This window comes from Salinimonas marina (assembly GCF_015644725.1).
Classification (GTDB): Bacteria; Pseudomonadota; Gammaproteobacteria; order Enterobacterales; family Alteromonadaceae; genus Alteromonas.
Genome location: NZ_CP064795.1, coordinates 3,373,993 through 3,398,555, shown reverse-complemented (window position 1 = coordinate 3,398,555; position 24,563 = coordinate 3,373,993). Strand labels below are relative to the sequence as shown.

Sequence of the window (24,563 nt, the reverse complement as noted above, 5' to 3'; positions counted from 1 at the left end):
AGGTTGTTATGCAAACTTCAACAGTAAAATCTTTGTGTCGACAAAACCTGGCACTGCTTCCTTCGGTGATTGCTCAGCCGGGCTACAATCCTGCCGAGGTTACTACCGGCATCGTGCATATTGGTGTAGGCGGCTTTCACCGTGCCCATCAGGCAATGTATTTTGACACACTGATGGCCCGGACCGGTGATCTTAGCTGGGGTATTTGTGGTGTGGGTCTACGCGATGATGATCGCAAAATGCAACAAGCCCTGGCTGGCCAGGATCACCTGTACACGCTGGTGGAAAAACATGTCGAGGGCGAACGCAACGCCCGGGTAATTGGCGCTTTGACCCGGTTTTTACTGGCCGTGGATAGCCCCGAAGCGGTTATCGAGCAATTAGCGTCACCTTCTGTGAAGCTGGTGTCGCTGACGATTACCGAGGGCGGCTATAATATGGACCCGGCCACCGGTGAATTTCAGGTCGATGATGCCCTTGTGCAGCATGATGTGGATAATCCGGATTCGCCTAAACTGGTGTTTGGTTATTTGCTGGCGGGTCTTAAGCGGCGTTACGAGCGGGGGCTTGAACCTTTTACGCTGCTATCGTGCGATAATATCCAGCACAATGGCGCGGTATTAAAAAAGATGCTCTGTGCCTATATCGGATTGTGCGACACCAAGTTTGCAAAGTGGGTGTCCCAGAATGTGGCATTTCCTAACTCAATGGTGGACCGTATCACCCCCACGACCACCCATGATGATATTGCCCAGCTTGCCGACAGTGGCGTAACCGATGCGTGGCCCGTCGTATGCGAGCCCTTTGCGCAGTGGATAATAGAAGATAGCTTCTGCAATGCTAAACCCGCACTAAACACCGTTGGCGCCCAATTTGTAAAGAATGTCGCCCCTTATGAAAAATTAAAGCTGCGGATGCTCAATGCCAGTCATTCTATCTTAGGCTTGTGTGGCTCCCTGGCCGGCATACAGACCATTCATGAGTGTATGCAAAGCAAGGCATTTCATAATTTGCTGACAGAGTTTATGCAATGGGAAGTCGCGCCGACCCTTGATCCTGTCCCCGGTATTGCGGTGGCTGAGTATCAAAAAATCTTATTAGAACGCTTTGCTAACCCTAATATAAAAGACACATTGACGCGTATTTGTTCGCAAAGTTCGGCAAAAATTCCGGTATTTCTGGTTCCCACCATACTGGATAATCTGACCAACGAGGGGCGCTATGATATCGGCGCATTGACCTTAGCATGCTGGTTTTATTACAGCGCCCGAGGCACAACGCAAATGGGTGAGCGGCTACAGATAGACGACAGCCTTGCTGATGAATTGCACGAAGCGGCATTAAATGGCGCCACGGCTTTTTTAAAACAAACCCATATTTTTAGTAACCTGAGCCAGTTTACCGAGTTTCATAAGTCCTATATGGCCTGGGTTAACCGGTTACTGGCTAACGAGCCAGTGGAAAGCATGGTAACCGAGCTGGGCGTCTCACCCGTCGATTAACCCTGCTGGCAACGCGTATAACAGTTGCACGCACCTTGCGTCATCAACCACGGCCTGTTCAGGTATTAACAATACTAAGCGGGCCGTGAATCAGATACCTGCAAATTAGCCATAACCCTATACACTTGCCGCTTCATTTTTCTCACTAGCCGTTCTGGCGGATATATGGAGTACCTACAATGTTGAGAAATATCTCTATAGGCAAGCGTTCCGCTGCTGCTTTTGGTCTGATGGGCAGCTTTGTCATCGTGATCGCCGCGGTGGGCATTATCAGTTTGAATAGTCTGGCTGAGCGCTTTAACTTAATCGTTGAGCATCGTTCACCGGCGTTGGTGGCGATCAAACAGATTGAATCGCAGTTTTTTAAAGTGCGGCTAGAAAATGCCAATATATTGCAGGCGCCGAGTTCCGAGCGAGCACAGTACAAACAAAACTACGCCACTGCCGAGGCGGCTCTAGGCAATGCGCTTGATAAAATGGAAGCGTTGGCGAAGGCCCCGGATGCCCAACAGTTGATTGGCAACATTGCTACCGATATCCGTCAGTTCTTTGCGCTGCAGCAACAGCAAATGCTGTTACTGGACCGCGGTAATTTGGCCGCCGCGATCGCCATGCAAAATGCGCAAATGAAGACCATTCGTGAGCGCACTGCAGGTTATATCGAACAACTTGAAGCCTTTCAGGTAACCCGTATCACCGATAGCCAGACCGAAGCACGCCACATGATTACCCGCACTCTGTGGACCATTGCGCTAGTTAGCGTATTTGCCATAAGCTGTGTGGTGGCGTTTGCCATCACTTTTACCCGTGCCATCGTGCTGCCGATGCGAACTGCGCTCACAGCGGCCGAGGGTATCTCCCGGGGTGAGTTGAACCAGCATATTAAGGATGATGCCAAAGACGAAACCGGTATTATGCTGCGTGCACTAGGGACCATGCAATCCATGCTTCACGGTACCATTTCACAGATTCAGCAGGCAGCAGGAAGCCTTTCGGTGACGGCTGAGCAGTTAGCCGTAGTTACCGCGCAGTCCAGCGATGGGGTGGTACAACAGGGCGAGCAACTTGAGCAATCTTCCACCGCGGTAACACAGCTATCGGTATCTATTGATGATGTTGCCCGCAGCGCAGATGCAACATCACAAGAAGCTCGTGAGGCCCAGCAGGCGTCCGTTGAAGGCGCACGTAAGGTCGACCAGAGTGTAACCATGGTGGGCAATCTGCTGGAAAATCTGGATGCAAGTGTCAAAGGTTTAACCACCCTGGCCAGTGATATCGACAACATTGGTGCGGTGCTGGATGTGATCCGTGCCATCGCCGATCAAACCAATCTGCTGGCCCTGAATGCGGCGATTGAAGCCGCCCGGGCGGGCGAGTCTGGCCGGGGCTTCGCCGTCGTGGCGGATGAAGTTCGGGCGCTGGCCCATCGCACCCAGGAGTCGACCGAAGAGATTGAGCAGATGATCAAGCGCCTGCAAACGGGCAGCCAAAATACGGTCAGTGCCATCAATACCAGTTTTAAGGTCGCTCAGCAAACCCAGCAAGTGGCGCAGGAGTCCGGCGATGCCCTGGCCAGAATCACGGTATCGATTGAGCGCATGAATCAACAGACCGTAGCGGTGGCCAGCACCACCGAAGAGCAGGCCCAGGTATCCAAGGATGTAGATAGCAGCACGCTGAAAATAAAAACGCTGTCGGCGGAGATTGCGGCCGGGGTGAACAACACCCGCGAGTCGAGTCAGGAGTTGGCTAAGCTGGCTGACAATCTGAATGGTCTGACCCACCAGTTCTCGGTGTAGATAAACCCGGTCACAGACAATAAAAAAGCGCATCGCGGGTTACCACGATGCGCTTTTTTTATCGCTTTAACCGAAACGGGTTATTTGCTGTTGGTACTTTCGAAAATTTTGTCAGCAGAGGCAGCGACAAAGCCCTGGTAATACTTACCGTCAGGCATTTTGTAGCGCTGGGCAAACTCATAAAAACAGCTTGGGATCAGCTTCGACTCAGATTCAAATTGCACATAGCCATGATCGGCCATGGTTGCAGACTGCGCCAAAAAGACCTCTTCACCACCTTTGATTTCGCCACCTGAGGTATTCAGGGTGAAACCTGCATCTTTCAACATCGTGTTGACGTCAGCCAGCTCCTGAGTCTTATTCAGAAAGTTGACACTGACGGTGAAATGATTGGCCCGAAAGCCCCAGGCTGCCAGCCAGGCGGCGTATTCAGACTCTTCCAGCAGGGTTTCATACTCGTCTTTGGTCAATGACCAGTGGGCGCCCGAATACAGAAAATCTTCTTTTTCAACCGCGGCTCCATCCATTTGGTCTACCAGCTTATGAATAATTTTTTGCACCGGCTCCGACATCTCCTGAACCCGTAACTCACTGATAAACACTTTGGGTTTGGTTTCATCCGGGTGCTCAAAATGCTTGGCATCCAGCTTTTTGGCGGCAAAGTCGTAATCGCCCTTTTCCTCGTAGCCCAGCGCCAGAAAATGCGCAGCCAGCTTATCTAACGACGTTTTAGGCAGATTAAAGGTACGAAAGGCCACATGGTCATTAACAATATGCGAGTCGTTTTCACTGTCTGCCAGCAATTCATGAATTTTGTAAGCAGACGGCGTGATGTCGACGTAGTTTTCCCACAAATTTTCAAACAATGTATCCACATTAGAATGCATAGCTACTTTCCTTACATGCTCAGGCCAGGACTTAACTTGCCTGGCAGGGTGACTTTTTCCAGTTCTACCGAGGCCACCGGGTAAGCGCAATAATCGGCCGCGTAATAGGCGCTGGCGCGATGGTTACCACTTTCACCGATGCCGCCGAAGGGGGCTGCACTGCTGGCTCCGGTAATCGGCCGGTTCCAGTTCACAATACCGGCACGGATCCGGGCAAAGAAATAATCCCAGTCTTGCTGACTGTCACTGAGTAAGCCAGCAGATAAACCAAAGCTGGTATTGTTAGCCTGCTCAATCGCTTTATCAAAGTCGCTATAGCGAATGATTTTTACCATCGGTCCGAAGTGTTCTTCATCCGGCATGGTGTCGGCAATCTCGGTAACATCAATCAGACCTGGGGTGGCAAAGCCTTTGGCCTCATCGGGCTGGGTCAGACGCAACAGTACTTTGGCACCGGAATCTTCCAACTGTTGCTGGGCGGCGACCATCTGACTGGCGGCCTGCGCTGAGATCATGGCGCCCATGAATGGCTGATCCTGGGCATCGTAGTCATCGACTTTAATCTTGCCGGTCACCTCAATCAGCCGCTTAACAATGGCATCGCCCTGTTCGGTAGCCGGAATGAACACCCGACGGGCACAGGTACAGCGCTGACCAGAAGTAATAAAGGCTGATTGCACGATGTCATGGACCGCCGCATCAGTATCTTCTACTTCGCGCACCAGCAACGGGTTGTTTCCACCCATCTCCAGCGCCAGAATTTTGCCCGGGTTCCCGGCATGTTGTTCATGCAATAACTTACCGGTCCGTGAGCTACCGGTAAAGAACAAGCCGTCGATACCGGCGTGAGAAGCCAGCGCCTTGCCGGTTTCTACTTCACCCTGCACCAGGTTCAGTACCCCAGCGGGCAAGCCGGCCTGTTCCCACAGTTTAACAGTTTCCTGAGCCACCATAGGGGTCAGATCGCTGGGCTTAAAGATGACCGTGTTGCCGGCCAGCAGCGCCGGCACGATGTGACCGTTAGGCAGGTGCCCTGGAAAGTTATACGGACCAAATACCGCCACTACCCCATGGGGCTTGTGGCGAATGATGGCTTTGCCAACCGGCATCGGGTTTTCCACGGTGCCGGTACGTTCGTGGTAAGCGCGCTCGGAAATACCGATTTTGCCAATCATCGCGCCCACTTCAGTTGCGGTTTCCCACTCTGGCTTACCGGTTTCTCTGGCCATGACTTTGGCCAGCGCGTCTTTATTTTGTTCCAGCTGAGCGCCAAAGGCTTTGATGATGTCCAGCCGTTCATCCACGGTTTTTGCGGCCCATTGAACACTGGCCTGACGGGCGGCCTTGATGGCGGCATCAACCTGGTCGGCGGAAGCTGACTTAGCTTCCCAGATAACGGCATTTTTAGCCGGATCAATTGAGCGAATATCGTGGCCCTGGCCTGCGACCCACTCGCCATTAATAAAATGTGTTGATTGCATAATAGGTCCTGTTGTTAGTCTCGGTAATTGACGGGAGCAAAGCGAATCGAGTCTCCCACGGAGATTTCAAGTGCGGCTGCAGCCTGGCGCGATACCACCGCTACCTGCTGTTCTTCGCTGACGGCCATCTCGGTGGCCACCGCTCTGAAATTGTCTACTGAGGTATTGATAATGTAATGGCTTTGTCCCTGAGCCGCGGTTTGGTCGTCAATGACCACTGGCAGCTTACGGCTGGCCAGGGCGGTACGAATGTGACTCAAATTCGCTTCGACCGTGGGGCCGGCATCAAAGATATCGACGTAACCACGACAGCTGAAGCCCTCTTCCTGGAGTAGCTGTAGAGCCGGTCTGGTTTTGGTGTGGACCTGACCAATTACTGCCTGAGCTTCTTTGCTGAGCAAATTAACATAAATAGGATATTTAGGCATAAGCTCGGCGATGAACACCTTATTGCCAATGCCGGTCAGGTAATCGGCAGTGGGGAAGTCCATTGAGAAAAAATGTTCCTCAAGCCATTCCCAGAATGGGGAGCTGCCTTCTTCATCACTAACGCCGCGCATTTCAGCAATAATGGTCTCGGAAAATCGTTCGCGATGCTCCATCATGAACAAAAAGCGCACCTTTGATAAAAACCGCCCGTTGATTCCACCGCGGGCCTGCTCGCGTAAAAATAGCGTGCATATTTCGGTAACGCCGGTGTAGTCGTTGCAGAATGTCAGAATATCCACCGTATTGTGAATATTCAGCTCCCGTGACGCATGGACAACTTTGCCCATATGATAATGATAAAAAGCATCATCCAGCCCCACGGCAGCTTCGATACCGCTGGTGCCCACTACTTCACCCGACTGGGGATCTTCCATTACAAACAGATACGATTCACAGCCAGGCTTGGTAACCTGACTATGGAATCCCTCTTCAGCACGCTGAATCTTTTTCTTCAGCAAGCCTTCGTTCACTGGCAATGAAGTAAAGCCAATACCTGACTCTACCGCGATATCGTACAGCGACGCGTAATCGCTTTGCCTGATAGGGCGAATAATATTCATATTCTCAGATCCGTTAAGCGCAGTTTTATGCGTTAGCAACAGCGGCTACCGCACGCTCAAAGCGATCAAGACCTTCGTTGATGTCTTCATCTGGAATAACCAGTGACGGCGCAAAACGAATCACGTTGGCACCGGCCACCAGTACCATGAGTTTTTCGTTTGCTGAGGCCACCAGAAAATCGCGGGCACGACCTTCATATTCACTGTTTAAGGCACAACCCAGCAACATCCCTTTACCACGGATTTCACTAAAGACATTGTATTTTTCGTTGATTTTGGCAAGGCGTTCACGATATAGCGCCTCTTTGGCTGCGACGCCATTCAACACCTCAGGGGTATTCACAATATCCAGCGCCCGTTCTGCCACGGCGCAGGCCAGTGGGTTACCGCCGTAGGTACTGCCGTGGGTGCCAGGTTTCAGATAGCCGGCAATCTCATCGGTGGTCAGCATGGCGCCGATCGGGAAGCCGCCGCCCAGCGATTTGGCGGTGGTCAGGATATCGGGTGTTACACCCAGACCCATATAAGCATACAGCTGACCGGTACGGCCTACACCAGACTGCACTTCATCAAAAATCAACAAGGCGTTGTGTTTGTCACACAGTTCACGAACCCCTTTTACAAACTCAGGGTCCGGAGAAATAATACCGCCTTCACCCTGCAATGGTTCCATCATCACCGCACAGGTTTTTTCAGAAATCATTTTTTCAAAGGCTTCCAGATTATTGTACTCGCAATGATCCACGGCACCTGGTTTAGGACCAAATCCGTCTGAGTATGCGGCCTGGCCACCCACGGTTACGGTGAAAAAGGTACGGCCATGGAAGCCTTTATTGAAGGCAATAATCTGATCTTTGTGCTGACCAAATTTTTCCAGCGCAAAACGGCGGGCCAGTTTCAGCGCCGCTTCGTTGGCTTCAGCGCCGGAGTTGGCAAAATAGGCTTTATCGGCGAAAGTAGCCTGAGTCAGCTTGGTAGCCAGACGCAGGGCGGGTTCGTTGGTAAATACATTACTTAAATGCCAAAGCTTGCTGCCTTGTTCGGTTAGTACACTGACTAATTCGGGGTGGCAGTGGCCCAGTACGTTTACCGCGATGCCGCCGGCAAAGTCGATGTACTCTGCGCCGTCCTGATCCCAAACGCGAGAACCCTCACCGCGAACAGGCACCATGCCGGCCGGGTTGTAGTTAGGAACCATTACTTCATCAAACGTTGCACGAGTTACATTCATAGGTCATTACCTCTGTAGCAGGCGTCCTGTGTGTAAAATTACAGCAAAAAGGACGTAGTAAGAAAAGGAATTAGCCTAATAGTATGCCAGTTAATCAGCGCTTTGTCTCGTGGGGGACAGGCTTCAAGCCCTTAATATTCAAGGGGTTTGGCTTATTTTGCAGGAAAAGTGAATAACTATTTAGTGAAGCTTGCTTAACACAATTATTACGTTGTCAGCACAATCCATGCTGATGCCTACATTCTGACGGGGACAGCGCAGGGACGGCAGCGGGCTGCATGAATATCCACAAAATTTTTTACTGGATATCGCGCTCTTCGGCAAACGGCAGAGTAAAGATATCGACGCGTTTTAATGCTTCTAAGGCACCCGGCACAAAGGCCTGCTGACGGATAAGCTGTTTAATTTCAGATTTGTCCGCCGCTTTTGACTGATGCAGCATTTTTACCCGGGCATAGCAGCGCGCTGCTTTCAATAGCGCTGAATACGATAACGACCCGGCATGATGGGCGGGGTGCACCGCGCCGATAATAGCCTCAGCGGGCAGCCGTTTAAACGGCATGTCGGCAAACAGATCGGCGGTAAGTTTGTTAGCAAATTCGTCCTGTAGGGCGATAAGGTAGTTGGCAGAAGGGGTGAGTTGTTGCAATGCTTCATGGACATCACGCTGGCGCAGTTGCTGAGCCTGCTCAAGCTGATGCCGGTGCATAGTTTCAAAGGTTTTAAAATACAGCCGGGTGACACAACACTGGCCCAGGCTTGCCAGCATGCCCATCAAGTAGGCGGCAAAAGGCTCGGCCTGGTAATGAGGCGCCAGGGTGCGGGCGCTAAGACCGGTCGCTGTGGCGTATTGGGTAAGCTTGACCTTAATTTGCGGAAAAGGGTCGGTGATTTGTGGCATCGTACGTTTTAGCAATAGCGAAGGCAGCAGGAGCCGCAGATTGCCGATGCCAATAAAGCTCAACGCGGTACGCAGATTCTCAACCGGAATGACCCGGCCGCGGGCGTCTTTGCGTCTGAACCTTTGGCTATTGACGATCTGCATCAGCTCTTCATAAAGCCAGGGCATTGAGGCCACACTGGGCTCCAGCCGGGATACTGAGGCCGCTTGGGTGGATAAAATATCCAGCATCACCGGCACGTCGTCTGAAAAGTTCAGGGTATTAGCAAACAACCGATGCGGATGCTGAGCCTGGTCGGCAATATCCTGCAAAATCAGCGCATGGAGTTCATGGCTGATATAGTCGACAAACGAGGCCTTGTTCAGACTTTCCAAACGTTTGTTCTCGATAGCAATCTTTTCAACATGCAACAAGCGGCGGCGGGCAAAACTTTGCTCTGATTCGGCAAAGGTGACTTCGCCGGGACTGCGCTTGCCCAGCATGGCTGCCACTCTTAACGGGCATATCAGTAAATTAGCAAAACGCTCATCCAGGGTTGGGCGGGGGCGGTATTATCCATAAGCACAATATTATTGGTAGCTCTGTAATCCAGTCTGGCTGTGGTATTAACAGCGTAAGCGCTGAGCATTGCTAAAACCCGGTTAACTATACTAAAGGTCTTATTAGTATCGGCTGTTAGCGTATTTCTTTAACAAAAAGTGGTCAGGGTTTAGCTAAAGTTTAAAGCTAACGTTTAAAAAGTTTTGCAGCATCTTATGGCCGTGTTCGGTAAGCAGCGACTCCGGGTGAAACTGTAAGCCCCATACCGGCCACTGTTTATGCGAAATGGCCATTATCTCGCGATAGCCATCGGCCTCTTCGTACCAGGCGTCCACCTCAAAGTCGGCAGGCAGGGTGGCCGGTGCAATTACCAATGAATGATAGCGGGTAGCATTAAAGGGAGCCGGTAAATTCACAAATAAACCGCTGTGATTATGCTGTAACGACGATACCTTGCCATGCCGAATCTGGCGCGCGCCGGCGACGGTGGCCCCGAAAACCTGCCCAATGGCCTGGTGGCCCAGGCAGACTCCCAACAGCGGAATACGCCCGGCCACATGCTTAATGGCCGCCAGGCTTATGCCCGATTCATCCGGAGTACAGGGCCCCGGTGAAATAACAATTCTGTCCGGCGCCAGGGTATCAATATCGGCCAGACTGAGCTCATTATTACGCACCACATGAACGTCCTCGCCCAGCTCAGTGAAGTAGCGGGCAAGGTTGTGGGTAAATGAATCAAAATTGTCGATTAACAGCAGCACGAAGGTTAAGGCCTGGCAATGAATCCAATGGTTTCGTAGACCTTTTGCAATGTCTTACTGGCGCGGGCCGACGCTTTTTCAGCGCCGTGTTTCATAACCTCGTCCAGGTAAGCGCGATCGTGGCGCAAGGTTTCATAACGGGCCTGGATAGGTTCCACCAGTGCCACGACAGCCTCTGCCACATCCCCCTTCAAATGACCGTACATTTTATCTTCGTAGGCCGGTACTAACGCATCAATAGAGGTGCCTGTTGCCAGCGACAATAAACTTAACAGATTTGAAACGCCGGGCTTTTCCTGCGGATCAAAATAAATGCGGGCCTGTTCGTCTGAGTCTGTAACTGCTCGCTTGATCTTTTTCGTCAGCTTTTTCGGATCTTCCAGTAACCCAATAAAGTTATTAGGATTGGTGTCCGACTTTGACATTTTGCGCTCAGGCTCCTGCAGACTCATGATCCGCGCACCAAATTCAGGAATGTACGGGTCGGGCAATTTGAACACATCGCCATACAGGTTGTTAAAGCGGGTGGCGATATCGCGGGTAAGCTCAAGATGTTGTTTTTGATCTTCGCCTACAGGCACTTTATCTGCCTGGTAAGCCAGGATATCGGCGGCCTGCAACACCGGATAAGCATACAGCCCCACATTAATGTTGTTTTCGTTTTTGGTCGCTTTATCTTTGAACTGGGTCATGCGGTTAAGCTCACCCATCTGTGCATAGCAGTTCAGTACCCATGACAGTTGCGCATGCTCGGGCACATGGGATTGCACAAACAGGGTGCTTTTATCCGGGTCGATGCCACAGGCAAGGTACAACGCCAGGCCGTCCAGACACGCGTCATACAGACTCTTCGGGTCCTGGCGAACGGTAATGGCATGCAAATCAACCAGCATATACAGACAGTCGTAGTCATCCTGCATCGAAACCCACTGCTTCAGTGCGCCCATGTAATTTCCGATGGTTAACTGTCCCGACGGCTGACAGCCACTTAACACAATAGGTTTGTTACTCATGATGCTTACCCAAAATCCTTAACTACAATTAGACGAACTACTACCTGGCCTGACGCAATTCATTGCGCATTTGCTTGATGACGTGTTGATAATCTGGCTCATTGAATATGGCAGAACCGGCCACAAACATATCAGCACCTGCTTCTGCAACGGCACGAATGTTATCCACTTTTACGCCACCGTCAATTTCAATTCTGATATTTTTGCCACTTTCGACAACGCGCTGGCGTACCTGGCGCAGTTTATCATAGGTTGACGGCAGAAACTGCTGCCCGCCAAAGCCTGGGTTTACCGACATCACCAGAATATGATGCAGCTTGTCCATAACATGATCCAGGTAATGCAGTGGGGTGGCCGGATTAAACACCAGGCCAGGCTTGCAACCCGCATCAATAATAAGCTGCAACGAGCGGTCGATATGCTCTGAAGCTTCTGGATGAAAGCTGATGTAGCTGGCCCCGGCTTCGGCAAACTGATTGATCATGGCGTCTACGGGTTTCACCATCAGGTGCACGTCGATGGGAGCGGTGACGCCATGCTGGCGCAGGGCTTTGCACACCATAGGGCCAATCGTCAGGTTGGGCACATAATGGTTGTCCATCACATCAAAATGAACAATATCAGCTCCGGCTTCAAGTACCGCATCTACTTCTTCGCCCAGGCGGGCAAAATTGGCCGATAAAATAGACGGCGCAATTAAAAATTCTGACATAACGCATTCCTGAAATTTAACAATAATCATGCCCCCACACCGGGTGTCGAGAGCGCTTTTGAGATTACTCAGCATACCTGAAAAAGGGTCTGAATGCGCTGCTATGGCTGCCTGCTTAGCGGTAAATTTACCCTCGAGGAAAAAACCGCCCAGATGGAAGGGAGTCGCTGCACTGTCTTAGTGAAACTGCCTGCTGATTGTGCAAGACACTATGAGTATCGGTATCTGATGCTTGGGCATTGCAATGGTTCATTTTTAATAAAACATTTAAAAAACAGATTCTTATAATTATTTTTTATGGTTTTTTCCGGTCAGTCTCAGTCAGGCCCCGCTTTTGCGTTACCGGTTATGCAATGTGCACTCAGATTCTTACACCATTAATTATGCTATGCAGGGGCTATACACAATGAAAACCACATTTTTACACCGAGTTACCTTTGTTGCGGTTGCTGTGAGCAGCCTGGGTTTTTCCGCTCACAGTGTGGCGGAGGTTACCGCCAATGCCAGTGTCACCAATAATTATATTTGGCGGGGGCTGACCCAGACCACCAATGAAGCCGCGGTGCAGGGCGGTTTAGATTATGCGCACGATAGCGGGTTTTATGCGGGGACCTGGGTATCGAATGTGCAGTTTGCCGCGGATGATGTGTATTCGTACGAACACGATTTATATTTTGGCTTTAGCGGCCAGGCCCGGGAGGTGAGCTACGACATCGGCTATTTATATTATAATTATGATACCGAGGCTGAGTTTGATTTTGCTGAAGTCTACGCCAGTGTGGGGTATGCCGGCGCCAGCGCCACCGTTTATGTACTGGCACATACCGAAGCCGATGAAGCCCCCGGACAGGATTTTGGCTTTGGCGGGTCCACCTATGTCTCACTGGATTACGCGATTGAGTTGCGCCCGGGCACCGAAGTGGCGCTGCACGCCGGCCATCACCAGGGCGATTTTGCCGAAGCCTTTAACGGCCTGACAGAAAGTTACAATGACTGGGCGTTGTCCCTTAGCCAGCAAGGTTTTACGCTGGCAGTGAGCGGCACGGATATGGACGGCTCAGAACCGGCTGCCGCAACGGCGTACACCAACGATGATCTTAAGTTTACGGTAAGCTACAGCGTTGATATCCAGTTGTAAGTTACGCCAGGTAAGGGACCTGGCGATCGCCACTAGCCGGGAGCACGTTATGCCCCGGTTGGTCGGCAGGATAAAACAGTACCAATAAACACTTGTACTGAGCACCGGGCGTATTATAATGAGTACAAAATGTAATCAAATTTAATGTTCATGCGAATCAAAACCCACCTCAAAAATTTGTCCAGTGCTGCGTTTGTATTGACTGCGGTATGGGCGATGGCGTGGGTAGTGATACCACAACAACAGCCTCAGTGTTTATCTGAGACTGAAGCTGCCAGCATGGTCACTTCGTTATCCGATTCTTTGCCTGATTGCCTGCAAAATGCTTCTGTTAACTGGCATGACTGGGTCGCGGGGCATTCGCGTTCCTACCAGTTCCACTTTTTTGATTTGCTGGAATTACTGGATGGCGGGGGAAATGACAACCGCTTTTCGGCAGGCCAGTAAATGCATCTTCGCTCGGCAACCTCCTGGTGGTCGGTCATTATGAGCGTGTTGGCAAGTGCATTTGGTGTGCAAAGCCAGCAAAACTACCAGCGTGACTTCGGCCAAACCTCTATTTTGCCCTATGTGGTGGTAGGCGTAGTCTTCGTGGTGGTATTTGTGATCGCACTGATGCTATTGGTCACTTACATTACCCGCTAACCCCGCTAACCCCGCTAACCCCGCTTTATCGGTAATTCATTGGGGGCAAAATACGCCAGTATTTCAGCCACGGGCTTACGCATATTGCCTTTTTGACTAATAGAGCGCTTCACCGTAAGTTCGGTAAACGCAGCGTGCCCATACAGTTGACGTATAGCCGGCAAATCGTGATTTGATATCAGTACCGGAATCCCCCGATTACGGGAGGTCTGCGTGGCGAGAGTGGCCAGCGTACTTTGTGCTTCCATACCAAAGCTTCGCGCTGAATAACTGGTAAATGCTGCGGTTTTGCTGATAGGCGCATAGGGTGGATCGCAATAAATGACATTGCCCTTACGCGCACGGCTAAACACCTTTTCGAACGACAAACAGGTAAAGGTGGCACGCTGTGCCTTTTCGGCAAAGTGATGCATTTCGGCAGCAGGAAAATACGGCTTTTTGTAGCGCCCGAATGGCACATTGAATTTTCCCCCCAAACTATAGCGACACAAACCGTTATAGCCGTGGCGATTCAAATACACAAACAGGATAGCCCGATAATACTCATCACTGGTGCCATTGAACTCTTCGCGAAGTGCGTAGTATTGGTTTTCCTGATTATATTCCGGCGTAAAAAACTGACGGGTATCATGAATCACCGCTTCCGGCTGAGCCTTAAGCAGATTATACAAATTAATCAGGTCAGGATTGATATCGTTGAGCAGGTAATGTTTAAAATCGGTATTTAAAAACACTGAGCCAGCGCCCACAAACGGCTCAATGAGCTTGTTGGCCTGTGGTAACTTGGCATTGATGTGCTCTACCAGACTGTACTTACCCCCGGCCCACTTCAGAAAAGCCCGGTTTTTTTTATGCATCATGGTGATCGAAAATACCTACACGCAGTCAAAGCCGCTGTTTACTTGCTGCCAGTAGCTAATGTACTGATGTTATCTGAAAGGTGTAGCGCTTCTAAAGTCAGACAGAGCAGACCAACACAATACCCACTAAAGGGTGATTGTATCCGGCATCCACGATCGCGACAACAGCAAAAGTCTTTAGCGTGACAATAGTTAGCCATTTGCCAACAATTTTGCCACCCAGTGGGTAGACAAAGAGGCACTATTTCACCAGCCGGTTTAGTCTTTGATAGATTTTACTGAGGTTCCGTTACGCAGGAAGCGAGTATTCTGGCTGACTTTTTGCTCTAGTTCATCTCGCTGATGATGCCAGCTGGGGGCGGGCGTTGGACACAGTTTCGGCCGCAGGCTTTGGCCTGATATAACGCGCCGTCTGCGGTGCGAACCAGCTCGGTAGCGTCGCTGGCCGAATTAGGGGTGAGGGTGGCCACCCCAAAGCTGGCGGTAACCGTCACTATTTTTCCTGACTCCAGCACAATGGGCGAATAGGCAATGGTCTTGCGCACATGCTCTGCCAAATCCGCCGCATCGTTCTCGGTAGTATTAGGTAGCAAAATTGCAAATTCTTCGCCGCCATAGCGCGCTGCCAAATCGGTGTGGCGTAAGATATTGCGCTGTAAGCATCCGGCCACATGCTTCAAACAAAGATCGCCGACAATATGTCCGTAATTATCATTAAATTGTTTGAATTTGTCGATATCAGCTAAAATCATGCTGATTGGGGTACGCTCACGCATGGCGCGCTGAATTTCGGTTTGTATGCGCTCATCCAACTCACGGCGGTTCGCCAGTCCTGACAGCTCATCCATGGTGGCCATGCGTTTTAAGGTGGCATTTTGTTCAACAACCTTGTGTTGCAACTGAATGTTTTCGATCAGTAAGGCGATAACCACCGCACAAGATGAGACCATGCTCAGCGCTCGGGCCGCGTACCAGCCATAGCTAAAACGCGAACCTGAGTAGATCATAACGATGCTTTCGCAAAGTGCGGCCACTAAAGCAAGGGCCAGCCAGGAATAGATGGCATTTCTGAATTTTCCTTTCACAACTACGATTGTTAGCGCAAATGCACAACAAAACATTACCGCCGGGCCGTACAGCAAAGATAGGCTATCAGAAAAGTCGCGCCCCGGTAGCACCAATGAAGGTAATGAAAGCCAGGTATTTAATGTCGCGATCAGTAACAGTACAGCGAAGCCTATGCCAATACCAAACAGCGAATAGCTCCAGGTATTGAGTTTCTGCGTCACGATGGGATAGTCGTCGTCCATCATCATCGCAGCGGCAATAAACAAAGGGAAACCCAGATGCCAGGCGACCCAAAGCCATGCCGCATCACCATTGGTGGCGGTCACTAAAGAAAATTGGCTTAAACTATCGGTGAGTAACGCAATTTGAAAGGGCGACAGCAAGACCACCCATAAATAAGCCATGCTCAGCCACGCGTAGGTTACTAAACCAGTTTGCCGGAAATGCGCATACAACAAAATTGCGGAAATGAGCTCAAGTAGAAACACCGCGCTGCCATACATACCTAAAAAACCGGAAGAGGGGATACTGGGATCTTGGGCCACCGGTAATACCCACACTGAGCCGACAATGATAAGCAATGTCAGAATGCCGAGTATGGCATACTGTAATTTACTCGGTGCTATCGAAAGTTGAGAGTAGTTGTGCATGACTTTATTCAGGTAATCCAACGGCCGAAGCGTATCCTGATGTAATAACATCGTGAAGATGATTATCTACGGCGGTAGTAAAAGATATATAAAAGTAGGAATATATACCAAAGACTACCTCGTTTTGATCAGATAGTTTGGCGGTAACGTCGTTAAAAATTCATCTAAAGATACAGAAATTCGACGAAATAAACATCAAGATACAATCAAAAAACCAGAAAATCGTTGCAAAATAAGTAATTACAAAGAATTAAGAGTAATCTCTTGTAGTACCTGAGTGGCAGATTTTACAAAAGCCTGATTTTTACGTGGAAAATCAGGAAGCAACGCCATGGCCCGGCGTGCTTCTGCCGCAGAAGCAAAAGGCTGACGAAACAAGAGCACATGCCAGTCGCCCCCGTAACGCTGAGTTTGGTAAATCCACACTTTGTCATCCAGATTATAATCACTCACAAAATTTCGCAGTAATGCTTCATCCTTAAGGCCTGCCAGCTGCAACACAAAGTCATCCGGCGTCAATAAGGCCTGTAACCGGGCGTTATCCAGCTCGGAAGGAACGGCGGCAGGCGTGCTGTTGAACTGTTGAACCAGTACTTGTGCCTGCTTCACCCACTGGGGGCCAGCTGAGGCGCCGCATCTGACTCGGTTTCGGCATTGTCAGCGGGGTTTGCTATGGCCGACTCAGACAGTCCGGATGGCGGAGTGAGTGTTTTAGCTGTTTGTGACGAAGCCTGCTTCTTATTGTCAATGGCCTGGAGATCTTTGGTATCTGTCGGCGTAGGTTCCGTCGGCGTCACTTCATCCCAGGCTGCTACTTGTGCTGCCCAAGAGGCCACCCGCTCATTTGCCGGCGTATTGATTGGCGCCTCAGGCTCGTTGCCGGTGCCGCTGCCAGTGCTGATAGCCAGGGAGGCATTGTTAAGCGGGGTATCGGGGCGGTCAGACTCACTGGCCACCGGGCTGGATAAATCCGCTGCGGCGGGGCTTAAGCCGCTATCCTCTGGCGCGGAAGGGGCGCTACTGTCTAGCTGCGGATAAGCCGAACCGGGGGCCGGCACCGTCGCATCATCAGGAGGCGCTTTAATAGGCGCAAACAGGTCTTCGATATGCTCGCCATATTGCCAGACCACCATTGCCGAAAAACACAATAAAAAGACCACCACCGCGCTGGCCCACAGCCACGGTGATTTTAACCGGTTTGCCGAAGCGCTGGGATAGGCTTGCTGACGCTCAATCAAATGCTGCTCAAAAGCCTGCCGGCGTTGATGGATAAGCTGATCTAACTCGGACCCTGCCTGTTTGGCCATCACTGACTGGCTGCTAATCAAAAGTGGCGTATCCGAGTTTTTCGCCGGCAACCAGTGCTTGGCGTTTTCGGCCCATGCTGACTGCCCGAAGAGCAACACATTCAAGTGCTGTTGATTGCCGGCAAAGCGGCTTTGTAAGACCAAATCCCACAATTCCTGCAACAAGGTATCGGGCAGGTTTTCAGACTGGGTGATGGTGATTAGGATGGGGCCCTGGTGGCTGTTCAAATCCGCCAGTAATTCATTTAACGGGCGCACGTAACTGCCCACCTGCTGGCCTAGTAACTGGCGACACAACTGCCGGCGATAATCAGAAAGCTCCAGGTCGGGGGCGGCGGTAAGATACGCAATCTCAGTGTCGTCGTGTTGATTAAACACAAAGGCTTCGAGATTTTTTTGCTGCTGGGCAATAGAGTCACCGCTGACAAAAATCAGTTGTGATGAATAATTGACCAAATACTCCAGTCGTTCATGCAAAGGTGAGTGCATGCGCGCATCCTTGATTATCCCCGACCGTTCCGGATTAGGCACCGACCGGAAACCGGGGTTTTGTTAATCTAATAGAGTATGTAACAGCGTGTCACTGACCTCTTTGGTGACCACCGCTCGTCCAATCCCTTTTGGCAACACAAATCGAATATTACCTGCTTCGACTTTTTTGTCACGCCGCATATGCGGCATATAGGTGGCATAATCCATCTCAGCGGGGCCCTGCACAGGAAGATCGAAGGCCTGCAACAGGGTGATGATGCGCTGTACCTGTTCCGGGGTTTGCCAGCCCAGTTGCTGTGCTGCCTGACAGGCCAGCACCATTCCTGCTGCGACTGCTTCGCCGTGCAACCAGTTACCGTAGCCCTGTTCTGCTTCTATGGCGTGACCAAAGGTATGCCCAAGATTCAAAATCGCCCGAATTCCGCCTTCGCGCTCATCCTGGGCCACCACGTCGGCTTTAATCGCACAGCATCGTTCAATCGCGTAAGCCAGTGTGTCAGTCTCTAAGGCTTTTAAGGCTTCGCAATGGTCTTCAAGCCAGCTGAAAAAAGCCTCATCGTAGATAATGCCATATTTGATGACCTCCGCCATCCCGGCGGCAAATTCCCGGGCCGGAAGAGTCAGTAGGGTGGCTAAATCAATGGCCACCAATACCGGTTGATAAAACGCCCCGATCATATTCTTGCCCAGCGGATGATTTACCGCCGTTTTTCCACCCACCGACGAGTCGACCTGGGCCAGCAAGGTGGTGGGCACCTGAATAAATGGTACGCCGCGCTGATAGGTCGCCGCGACAAAACCACACAAATCGCCGATGACCCCGCCACCCAGAGCGATCAGGGTGGTGTCCCGTGCCGCATTCATGTTCAGCAATTCGGTCATCACCAACTCAAACTGCGCCAATGATTTGTACTGCTCACCGTCGTCAATCACAATGGTGGCTACCTGTTTATCACCGCAGGCAGCAATGGCCTGCTGCAGATACAGGGGCGCGATGGTATGGTTGGTGACAATGACGGCGAGCGGACCTTTTATATAGGGCACAAAAAAGCCAGCCTGCGTGAGCAGACCGGCTTTTGTGTAGATAGGATAACTACGCTCGTTGAGATTCACCGTCAGCGTTGACATGAGCGTATCTCCTGTTATTTAAAACTGACCAATTTTGCTGATAATTTGATTTGCAACCGCACGTGCAGACTGGTCATCGGTATCAATGACATAGTCAGCCACTTCTTCGTACAGTGGATTACGAATATCAGCCAGCTCGCGCAGCACCGCTTCAGGCTCGCCATTTTGTAGCAACGGACGGCGCTTGTCGCGCTGGGTACGGGCAACTTGTTTGTCGATGGTGGTTTGCAGGTAAACAACAATACCGCGGGCCGACAGTCGATTGCGTACGGCTTTATTCATGACCGAACCGCCGCCAGTGGCAAGCACAATACCTTGTTTGTCGGTCAGATCATAAATCACGTTTTCTTCACGCTTACGAAAGCCTTCTTCACCTTCCAAATCGAAGATCCAGGCGATATCAGCCCCGGTGCGGCGCTCGATTTCCTGATCGGAATCGAAAAAATCCAGGTGAAGTTCGTCTGCCAGGTGTCTGCCAATGGTACTTTTGCCTGCGCCCATAGGGCCAACCAAAAAGATATTACGTTTCTCAGCCATATTTGCTTATATCACAACTTTCATTATGTTAAGGGTAGTGCTCTCTCGCCTGCTTTGCCCACCCATTTATGTGTGCTTATAGACTTACTAAATAAGCACCACTCCTAGAACCTCGCTAAAATTTCGAGAGCGGGATTATCTCAGTTTCATCCCTGACGATGCAAGTTTTGTTGCGGTTTTAATCGACAGTTGTGTAAATATATGTTTTTACAGCAAGTTAAACAGTAAAAAGGCACCCATAAGGTGCCTTTTTGTCGACTATCCGGGCATCAGAGTCTTTCTGTTACGATTTTTGGCGTCACAAAGATTAGCAATTCGCGTTTTTGATACACGGTTGAGGTTTTTTTGAACAAACGGCCTACCACCGGCAAATCCCCGAACAAGGGCACTTTAGATGTATCGTCGGTATTAAGTTGCTGGAAAATACCCCCCAGCACTACGGTTTCGCCATTTTCGACCAAAACTTGGGTTTTGATCTCCTGGGTATCAATGGCGACGGCGGGGCCGGTTGAGGTTGATACCGTTTCACCACGGGTGTCCTGAGTCACGACCAGATCCAGTATAACCCGGTTGTCGGGGGTAATGTGCGGCGTTACTTTTAAGCTGAGTACCGCTTTTTTGAATTCCACTGAGGTGGCACCAGAGGAGGTGGCCTGCACATAAGGAATTTCGGTACCCTGCTCGATATAAGCTTCCTGCTGGTTAGCTACCGTAATCCGCGGGCTGGCAATAATTTCACCTTTGTTTTCAGACTCCAGGGCGGATAACTCTAAATCCAGAATGGTGCCATCGAGCAGACTGGCGACCTGAAACCCGATCCGGCCAGCGGGGCTGGTGACCGGTAATGACACATTCATACGGTTATCGACCGCCGGCACCACACCGCCTGCTGCAATATCCGCCGCATTCGATGATCCGGATACGGTAAAGTCACCATCACGTTCGGTCACTCCCCAGCGCACGCCAAGCTCTTCGCCCACGTTGTCACGTACCGTCACCATGCGCGATTCGATTAACACCTGTTTTACCGGGATATCTAACGCTTCTATAGTGCTGCGGGCTTCATCGATAGAAGCCTGAGTGTCGCGCAATAACAGCGTATTGGTGCGCTCATCGACGCTGACCGAGCCCCGCTCACTCAAAATGCCGCCATCCTGAGACTTTAAGATAACCGCCATGGCCTGCGCCTTAGCGTAATTAACGGTTATATTGGCGGTGGTCAGCGGTGCTAAATCAGACACTTGTTTTTTCGATTGTAGTAACTGGGTTTCCCGGGCCGTGAGTTCTTCAGCCGGGGCGACCAACAAGATGTTGCCTTCCAGCCGTTTATCCAGGCCCTTAATTTTCAGAATCATTTCCAGCGCCTGATCCCAGGGTACGCCGGATAATTGAATCGTCACATTGCCGGTAACCGTATCGGTGGTCACCAGGTTAAAATCATTGACCTGAGCAATAATCTGCAATACCTGACGCACCGGTACATCCTGAAAATCCAGGGAAATCGGTTTGCCGGTATACTTGGTCTGGCTGTCCAGCTCTTCCTGTTGTTCTTCGCTCATGGCTTTAATTTCAAGCCGTAAGCCTTCATCCGTCATCTGGTGGCGGGCCACGACCCGATCGACATAATCAATAACCAGCCGGGTAGCGGTATCGTCCTGAAAGCTTTCAATCTGCGTGACCGGTGTACCAAACTGAGTGACATCCAGGGCCACAAATTGCTCGTCGTCAAGCTTCACCCCGGGCAGTGTCACCGTAAGCTGCCCCTGAGCTTCGATCAGCTGCGGCTTCACACCGGCTTTTTCAAAACGCAACGTCGTCACCGCGGTATTGTCTTTGCCGCGGGTAAAATCTATGTTGGTCAATACATTGTTAAAGCCATTCTGGGATTGCTCATAAGGATCCAACAATACCGGCTCCTCCTGCGCGATGGCGGTGGACATACCGGGAAGTATCAGCGCCAGCGCCAGCACACAGCTTTGCAATTTGAAGGCAGGGCGATAAGTGAATAAAGAACGGTGCATGGGGACTCGCTTAGACATTATTATTTTCTCCTACAGTTGTGGCCAGGGTGAGAGTCGTTTCCTCACGCTGCCAACAACCTGCGCCGTCTGGAAGAAGCTGTTCGATCTTGACTTCCTCCCGACCTATTTTTTTTATCTTTCCATAGAACAGCCCAATCCTGCTGCCCCGTTTGGCTTTCAACAAACTGCCATCAGTGGCCTTAAACAACACCCACTGAGTGCCACGGCTTTTAAAACTGCCGGTGTAGATCAATGCATCCAACCCATATTGTTCGAGGGTTTCTTTGCGACGATCGTAGTCGGGTTGCAAGCAATTTGTCTGTGCCTGGGTTACCAATGGCTCGCTTCGATCGGTAGGTCGTACAAATGGACTACGCCGATCAGCCTCCTCATAGGCAAACGCTGGTTGCGAAGAAAACTCGGGATATGGTTCAACCTGAACCCGGGTGTTCTGTTTTATTTGTGCGGTGTAAGCCGACAAATCATCCAGCTTTGGCGAACAGGCACTTAACAAGCCGGTGGCGGTAATCACTACCCACAGTTTACTGCGCATCTTGTGCCTCCTGCTGATCCTCGGTAAGTGCTGTACGGTAAGTCCGTGCCTGTAATTTCAGATGTAAGCGTTTATTGTCTTGTTCGATAGAAAAATCATGCAAAGTAACAATTCTTGGCAAATCAGCAACTTTCGATACAAAGTGACCAAAATGATGATAGCCGCCACTGACTTCCATTTCTATAGGTAATTCGGTGTAAAATTCTTTGGGAACCTCGTTTTGCCAGTTCAATAACTTAAACGTCAGTCCTGACGAGGTGCCCACATAAGTAATATCATCCAGCAACCCCGGGGTTTCATTACTAGTGGGTAGCGAACGTAGCATAGATGAAAAGTCTTTTTGGATTTTCATCAGCTGTTCTTTATAGGCTTCCAGATTGACGGCAATTCGGTATTTGGCTTCAAACTGTAGCTTCAGTTCGGCTTCCTGGCGCTGGGCTTGCTCGAGTACCGGCAGCTTTGGCTTTACAATAAACCAGTAGCTCAAGCCGGCGATCACGATGGCCACAAATACAGCCACCACGATTTTAACTTCTTTTGGCCAGACCGCGACCTGCTCAAAATCAAGTTCATTGAGCTCTTTTAACTTAGCAACATTAAACTTCATGGCGCGCTCTCCTGCTGAGCATTTTCCTTAGCCGTTACCGGAGCAATCTCAGGACTGATAAAAAAGGTCAGCTTGAAGCCGCTCATGGCATCCGCGGCGGTGGTGTCAGCCACAATGGATGACAGGTCGCCGGCTGAAAATACCTCTGAACGCTCCAGGCGCCGCATAAAATCCGACAAGCGGTTGTTTGAATCACTGATACCTTCAATAGTAATCAGGTTACCGGTCCGATTCAGCGTTTTAAAAGTCACCCCCGCCGGTACAATGCGGGCCAGCTCGTCAAAAACTTTGGGCGCCACATTTCGGCTAATTTGTAACTGGCCAATAAGTGCCATGCGCTGCTCGATGGCGTTTTTGCTTTCTTTGATTTTCTGAATTTTTGCAATCTGGGCGTCCAGCTTGCCGATTTCCTGCTGCAAATAACTATTGCGCATATTCTGATGATCAGTTTGCTGCTCAATGGCCATGCCAATCAGATAAAACACCAGGCCGACAATCATTGCCACTAATCCCAGCATTCCAAGGTAATTTTGTTTTTGCTGCTGACGCGCCTGTTCGCGCCAGGGGAGCAGATTTATATGTGCCATGGATCAAAACTCCGGCTGGCCAGACCGGCAGCAATAGCCAGCTGGGGTGACACTTCTGACAACCGTTGACGGTCCAGTTTGTCGTTGATAGACATAGCGGCGAAGGGGTCAAACAATTCAATGTCCAGTCCCAGATCCTGCTTAAGTGCTTCAACCAGGGGGGGCAGGGTAGCGCCGCCACCGGCAAGCAATAGTTTTTCAGGGCGCTGGGCATGGGTTGTGCTGACGTACATTTGCAGCGCCCGGTTCATCTGCTGAACCAGGTTGGCGGTAAAAATGGGCAGGGTTTCCTGTTCCCAGGTCGCGGGCAAGGTTTTGTCGAGTAACTGGCGCTCGGCTTCATCTCGCTCAAGCATCTGAATCACCGAAATATCCTGAACCAGCATACCCATTCCAAAATTATGTTCTTTGGAATAAATAATCTTATGGTCCTGCCACACACATACCTGCAGTAACGACGCGCCGATATTAATGCAACAAACACGTTCCTCTGGGGCCGCCGGATAAAAGGCCGCAAGCGCATTACCCAGCGCATTGCCCTCAATATCCACCACCTTGGGCTCTAACGGGACTTCCCGGACCAGCGTAATGCGACTATCGACCAAATCCTTATGCGCGGCCGACAGTAAGACATCAACCTTACCGGTGTGGGACTGGCTCGTTCCCAGTTCCTCAAAATCCAGATAGACTTCATCAAGGGGGTAGGGAATCAGACTGTCGGCTTCAATTTCAATCTGACCTTCGAGTTCGAAATCAGTCTGGTCAGGCTCCATATGAACCACTTTGCTGATGACCGACGTACCGGATACCGCAATGGCGGCCAGCTTGATTTTGGTCTTAAGCGCCTTTTGCACCTTTTTTAAGGCAAGACTTACGGCTTCATAGTCACGGATTTCTCGTTCATTGAATGCGACTTTGTTGATGGCTTCGCATGCAAATCCCTGCAACGTGTAGGTATCGCCCGTTTTTTCTATAAGTACCGCTTTGATTTGACGGGTGCCTATGTCAAGGCCCACAATAAGCGGCAGCTTTTTCTTCAGCAACGATTTCATTGGTCCCAACCAGTGGTCAAAATTTAGCTCCAAATAGTATG

The 24,563-nt window shown here is 50.6% G+C and carries 24 protein-coding genes; 5 read left to right on the top strand and 19 right to left on the bottom strand.

Going from position 1 to position 24,563, the window contains the following annotated elements:
• The first annotated feature begins 8 nt into the window (after window positions 1-8).
• Window positions 9-1,502, top strand: coding sequence for a mannitol dehydrogenase family protein (locus IT774_RS15285; RefSeq protein ID WP_195810530.1), 1,494 nt, complete (start codon window positions 9-11; stop codon window positions 1,500-1,502).
• A 179-nt stretch (window positions 1,503-1,681) separates the two neighbouring features.
• A complete protein-coding gene (locus tag IT774_RS15280) occupies window positions 1,682-3,301 on the top strand; it encodes a methyl-accepting chemotaxis protein (protein WP_195810529.1) in 1,620 nt (539 codons plus the stop codon).
• Between the two features lie 80 nt (window positions 3,302-3,381).
• Here the strand turns inward: IT774_RS15280 and IT774_RS15275 are convergent, their stop codons facing one another.
• The 8 genes from IT774_RS15275 to rpe all read right to left on the bottom strand — a co-directional run bounded on the left by IT774_RS15275 (window position 3,382) and on the right by rpe (window position 11,877).
• Window positions 3,382-4,188, bottom strand: a complete 807-nt coding sequence (locus IT774_RS15275; protein WP_195810528.1) for a DUF1338 domain-containing protein — start codon at window positions 4,186-4,188, stop codon at window positions 3,382-3,384.
• A gap of 11 nt (window positions 4,189-4,199) precedes the next feature.
• On the bottom strand, window positions 4,200-5,672 hold the full coding sequence (gene astD / locus IT774_RS15270; protein WP_195812326.1) for a succinylglutamate-semialdehyde dehydrogenase: 1,473 nt from the start codon (window positions 5,670-5,672) through the stop codon (window positions 4,200-4,202).
• A gap of 11 nt (window positions 5,673-5,683) precedes the next feature.
• Window positions 5,684-6,718 (bottom strand): arginine N-succinyltransferase, encoded by a 1,035-nt coding sequence (gene astA / locus IT774_RS15265; protein WP_195810527.1) that lies wholly within the window; start codon window positions 6,716-6,718, stop codon window positions 5,684-5,686.
• A gap of 25 nt (window positions 6,719-6,743) precedes the next feature.
• Complete coding sequence (locus tag IT774_RS15260) at window positions 6,744-7,949, bottom strand: aspartate aminotransferase family protein (protein WP_195810526.1); 1,206 nt, start codon at window positions 7,947-7,949, stop codon at window positions 6,744-6,746.
• A 298-nt stretch (window positions 7,950-8,247) separates the two neighbouring features.
• Window positions 8,248-9,333 (bottom strand): HDOD domain-containing protein, encoded by a 1,086-nt coding sequence (locus IT774_RS15255; protein WP_195810525.1) that lies wholly within the window; start codon window positions 9,331-9,333, stop codon window positions 8,248-8,250.
• 231 nt (window positions 9,334-9,564) lie between these two features.
• Window positions 9,565-10,152: an anthranilate synthase component II gene (locus tag IT774_RS15250; RefSeq protein ID WP_195810524.1), complete on the bottom strand. Its 588-nt coding sequence runs from the start codon at window positions 10,150-10,152 to the stop codon at window positions 9,565-9,567.
• 5 nt (window positions 10,153-10,157) lie between these two features.
• Complete coding sequence (gene trpS / locus IT774_RS15245) at window positions 10,158-11,165, bottom strand: tryptophan--tRNA ligase (RefSeq protein WP_195810523.1); 1,008 nt, start codon at window positions 11,163-11,165, stop codon at window positions 10,158-10,160.
• Window positions 11,166-11,205: 40 nt separating this feature from the next.
• Window positions 11,206-11,877 carry a ribulose-phosphate 3-epimerase gene (gene rpe, locus IT774_RS15240; RefSeq protein WP_195810522.1) on the bottom strand — a complete coding sequence of 224 codons (672 nt, stop codon included), beginning with the start codon at window positions 11,875-11,877 and terminating at the stop codon, window positions 11,206-11,208.
• A gap of 406 nt (window positions 11,878-12,283) precedes the next feature.
• Between rpe and IT774_RS15235 the strand changes: the two genes are divergently transcribed.
• The 3 genes from IT774_RS15235 (at window position 12,284) to IT774_RS15225 (ending at window position 13,660) form a co-directional block, all read left to right on the top strand.
• Complete coding sequence (locus IT774_RS15235; RefSeq protein WP_195810521.1) at window positions 12,284-13,015, top strand: TorF family putative porin; 732 nt, start codon at window positions 12,284-12,286, stop codon at window positions 13,013-13,015.
• Window positions 13,016-13,159: 144 nt separating this feature from the next.
• Complete coding sequence (locus tag IT774_RS15230; RefSeq protein ID WP_195810520.1) at window positions 13,160-13,462, top strand: hypothetical protein; 303 nt, start codon at window positions 13,160-13,162, stop codon at window positions 13,460-13,462.
• Window positions 13,463-13,660, top strand: coding sequence for a DUF2970 domain-containing protein (locus IT774_RS15225; protein WP_195810519.1), 198 nt, complete (start codon window positions 13,463-13,465; stop codon window positions 13,658-13,660).
• A 14-nt stretch (window positions 13,661-13,674) separates the two neighbouring features.
• On the opposite strand, the gene IT774_RS15220 is transcribed toward IT774_RS15225, so the two are convergent.
• The 11 genes from IT774_RS15220 to pilM form a co-directional block, all read right to left on the bottom strand.
• Entirely contained in the window at window positions 13,675-14,520 is an 846-nt protein-coding gene (locus IT774_RS15220; RefSeq protein WP_195810518.1) for a Dam family site-specific DNA-(adenine-N6)-methyltransferase, read from the bottom strand.
• Window positions 14,521-14,846: 326 nt separating this feature from the next.
• Window positions 14,847-16,289 carry a sensor domain-containing diguanylate cyclase gene (locus tag IT774_RS15215; protein ID WP_195810517.1) on the bottom strand — a complete coding sequence of 481 codons (1,443 nt, stop codon included), beginning with the start codon at window positions 16,287-16,289 and terminating at the stop codon, window positions 14,847-14,849.
• A 189-nt stretch (window positions 16,290-16,478) separates the two neighbouring features.
• Window positions 16,479-16,847: an SPOR domain-containing protein gene (locus tag IT774_RS15210; RefSeq protein WP_195810516.1), complete on the bottom strand. Its 369-nt coding sequence runs from the start codon at window positions 16,845-16,847 to the stop codon at window positions 16,479-16,481.
• Entirely contained in the window at window positions 16,844-18,034 is a 1,191-nt protein-coding gene (locus IT774_RS15205) for a cell division protein DamX (protein ID WP_195810515.1), read from the bottom strand. The genes IT774_RS15210 and IT774_RS15205 overlap by 4 nt, the downstream gene beginning before the upstream one ends.
• Window positions 18,035-18,097: 63 nt before the next feature.
• The gene (gene aroB, locus IT774_RS15200; RefSeq protein WP_195810514.1) at window positions 18,098-19,165 is read right to left on the bottom strand and encodes a 3-dehydroquinate synthase; all 1,068 of its coding nucleotides are present in this window, start codon (window positions 19,163-19,165) and stop codon (window positions 18,098-18,100) included.
• A gap of 18 nt (window positions 19,166-19,183) precedes the next feature.
• Window positions 19,184-19,702, bottom strand: a complete 519-nt coding sequence (gene aroK / locus IT774_RS15195) for a shikimate kinase AroK (RefSeq protein ID WP_195810513.1) — start codon at window positions 19,700-19,702, stop codon at window positions 19,184-19,186.
• Window positions 19,703-19,971: 269 nt separating this feature from the next.
• Complete coding sequence (locus IT774_RS15190; protein WP_195810512.1) at window positions 19,972-21,741, bottom strand: type IV pilus secretin PilQ; 1,770 nt, start codon at window positions 21,739-21,741, stop codon at window positions 19,972-19,974.
• Entirely contained in the window at window positions 21,734-22,276 is a 543-nt protein-coding gene (locus IT774_RS15185; RefSeq protein ID WP_195810511.1) for a pilus assembly protein PilP, read from the bottom strand. The genes IT774_RS15190 and IT774_RS15185 overlap by 8 nt, the downstream gene beginning before the upstream one ends.
• On the bottom strand, window positions 22,266-22,883 hold the full coding sequence (locus IT774_RS15180) for a type IV pilus inner membrane component PilO (protein ID WP_195810510.1): 618 nt from the start codon (window positions 22,881-22,883) through the stop codon (window positions 22,266-22,268). Before IT774_RS15180 ends, IT774_RS15185 begins: the two co-directional genes overlap by 11 nt.
• A complete protein-coding gene (locus tag IT774_RS15175) occupies window positions 22,880-23,470 on the bottom strand; it encodes a PilN domain-containing protein (protein WP_195810509.1) in 591 nt (196 codons plus the stop codon). The genes IT774_RS15180 and IT774_RS15175 overlap by 4 nt, the downstream gene beginning before the upstream one ends.
• Window positions 23,458-24,522, bottom strand: coding sequence for a type IV pilus assembly protein PilM (gene pilM, locus IT774_RS15170; RefSeq protein ID WP_195810508.1), 1,065 nt, complete (start codon window positions 24,520-24,522; stop codon window positions 23,458-23,460). The genes IT774_RS15175 and pilM overlap by 13 nt, the downstream gene beginning before the upstream one ends.
• Window positions 24,523-24,563 lie beyond the last annotated feature (41 nt).

Coding starts and splice junctions, on each gene's coding strand:
- IT774_RS15285 (WP_195810530.1), top strand. CDS start 9: ATGCAAACTTCAACAGTAAAATCTTTGTGTCGACAAAACCTGGCACTG.
- aroB (WP_195810514.1), bottom strand. CDS start 19,165: ATGTCAACGCTGACGGTGAATCTCAACGAGCGTAGTTATCCTATCTAC.
- IT774_RS15220 (WP_195810518.1), bottom strand. CDS start 14,520: ATGATGCATAAAAAAAACCGGGCTTTTCTGAAGTGGGCCGGGGGTAAG.
- IT774_RS15260 (WP_195810526.1), bottom strand. CDS start 7,949: ATGAATGTAACTCGTGCAACGTTTGATGAAGTAATGGTTCCTAACTAC.
- trpS (WP_195810523.1), bottom strand. CDS start 11,165: ATGAGTAACAAACCTATTGTGTTAAGTGGCTGTCAGCCGTCGGGACAG.
- IT774_RS15230 (WP_195810520.1), top strand. CDS start 13,160: ATGTTCATGCGAATCAAAACCCACCTCAAAAATTTGTCCAGTGCTGCG.
- IT774_RS15185 (WP_195810511.1), bottom strand. CDS start 22,276: ATGCGCAGTAAACTGTGGGTAGTGATTACCGCCACCGGCTTGTTAAGT.
- IT774_RS15275 (WP_195810528.1), bottom strand. CDS start 4,188: ATGCATTCTAATGTGGATACATTGTTTGAAAATTTGTGGGAAAACTAC.
- IT774_RS15180 (WP_195810510.1), bottom strand. CDS start 22,883: ATGAAGTTTAATGTTGCTAAGTTAAAAGAGCTCAATGAACTTGATTTT.
- IT774_RS15175 (WP_195810509.1), bottom strand. CDS start 23,470: ATGGCACATATAAATCTGCTCCCCTGGCGCGAACAGGCGCGTCAGCAG.
- rpe (WP_195810522.1), bottom strand. CDS start 11,877: ATGTCAGAATTTTTAATTGCGCCGTCTATTTTATCGGCCAATTTTGCC.
- astA (WP_195810527.1), bottom strand. CDS start 6,718: ATGAATATTATTCGCCCTATCAGGCAAAGCGATTACGCGTCGCTGTAC.
- IT774_RS15205 (WP_195810515.1), bottom strand. CDS start 18,034: ATGCACTCACCTTTGCATGAACGACTGGAGTATTTGGTCAATTATTCA.
- pilM (WP_195810508.1), bottom strand. CDS start 24,522: ATGAAATCGTTGCTGAAGAAAAAGCTGCCGCTTATTGTGGGCCTTGAC.
- aroK (WP_195810513.1), bottom strand. CDS start 19,702: ATGGCTGAGAAACGTAATATCTTTTTGGTTGGCCCTATGGGCGCAGGC.
- IT774_RS15280 (WP_195810529.1), top strand. CDS start 1,682: ATGTTGAGAAATATCTCTATAGGCAAGCGTTCCGCTGCTGCTTTTGGT.
- IT774_RS15190 (WP_195810512.1), bottom strand. CDS start 21,741: ATGTCTAAGCGAGTCCCCATGCACCGTTCTTTATTCACTTATCGCCCT.
- IT774_RS15255 (WP_195810525.1), bottom strand. CDS start 9,333: ATGCTGGGCAAGCGCAGTCCCGGCGAAGTCACCTTTGCCGAATCAGAG.
- IT774_RS15235 (WP_195810521.1), top strand. CDS start 12,284: ATGAAAACCACATTTTTACACCGAGTTACCTTTGTTGCGGTTGCTGTG.
- IT774_RS15215 (WP_195810517.1), bottom strand. CDS start 16,289: ATGTTATTACATCAGGATACGCTTCGGCCGTTGGATTACCTGAATAAA.
- IT774_RS15225 (WP_195810519.1), top strand. CDS start 13,463: ATGCATCTTCGCTCGGCAACCTCCTGGTGGTCGGTCATTATGAGCGTG.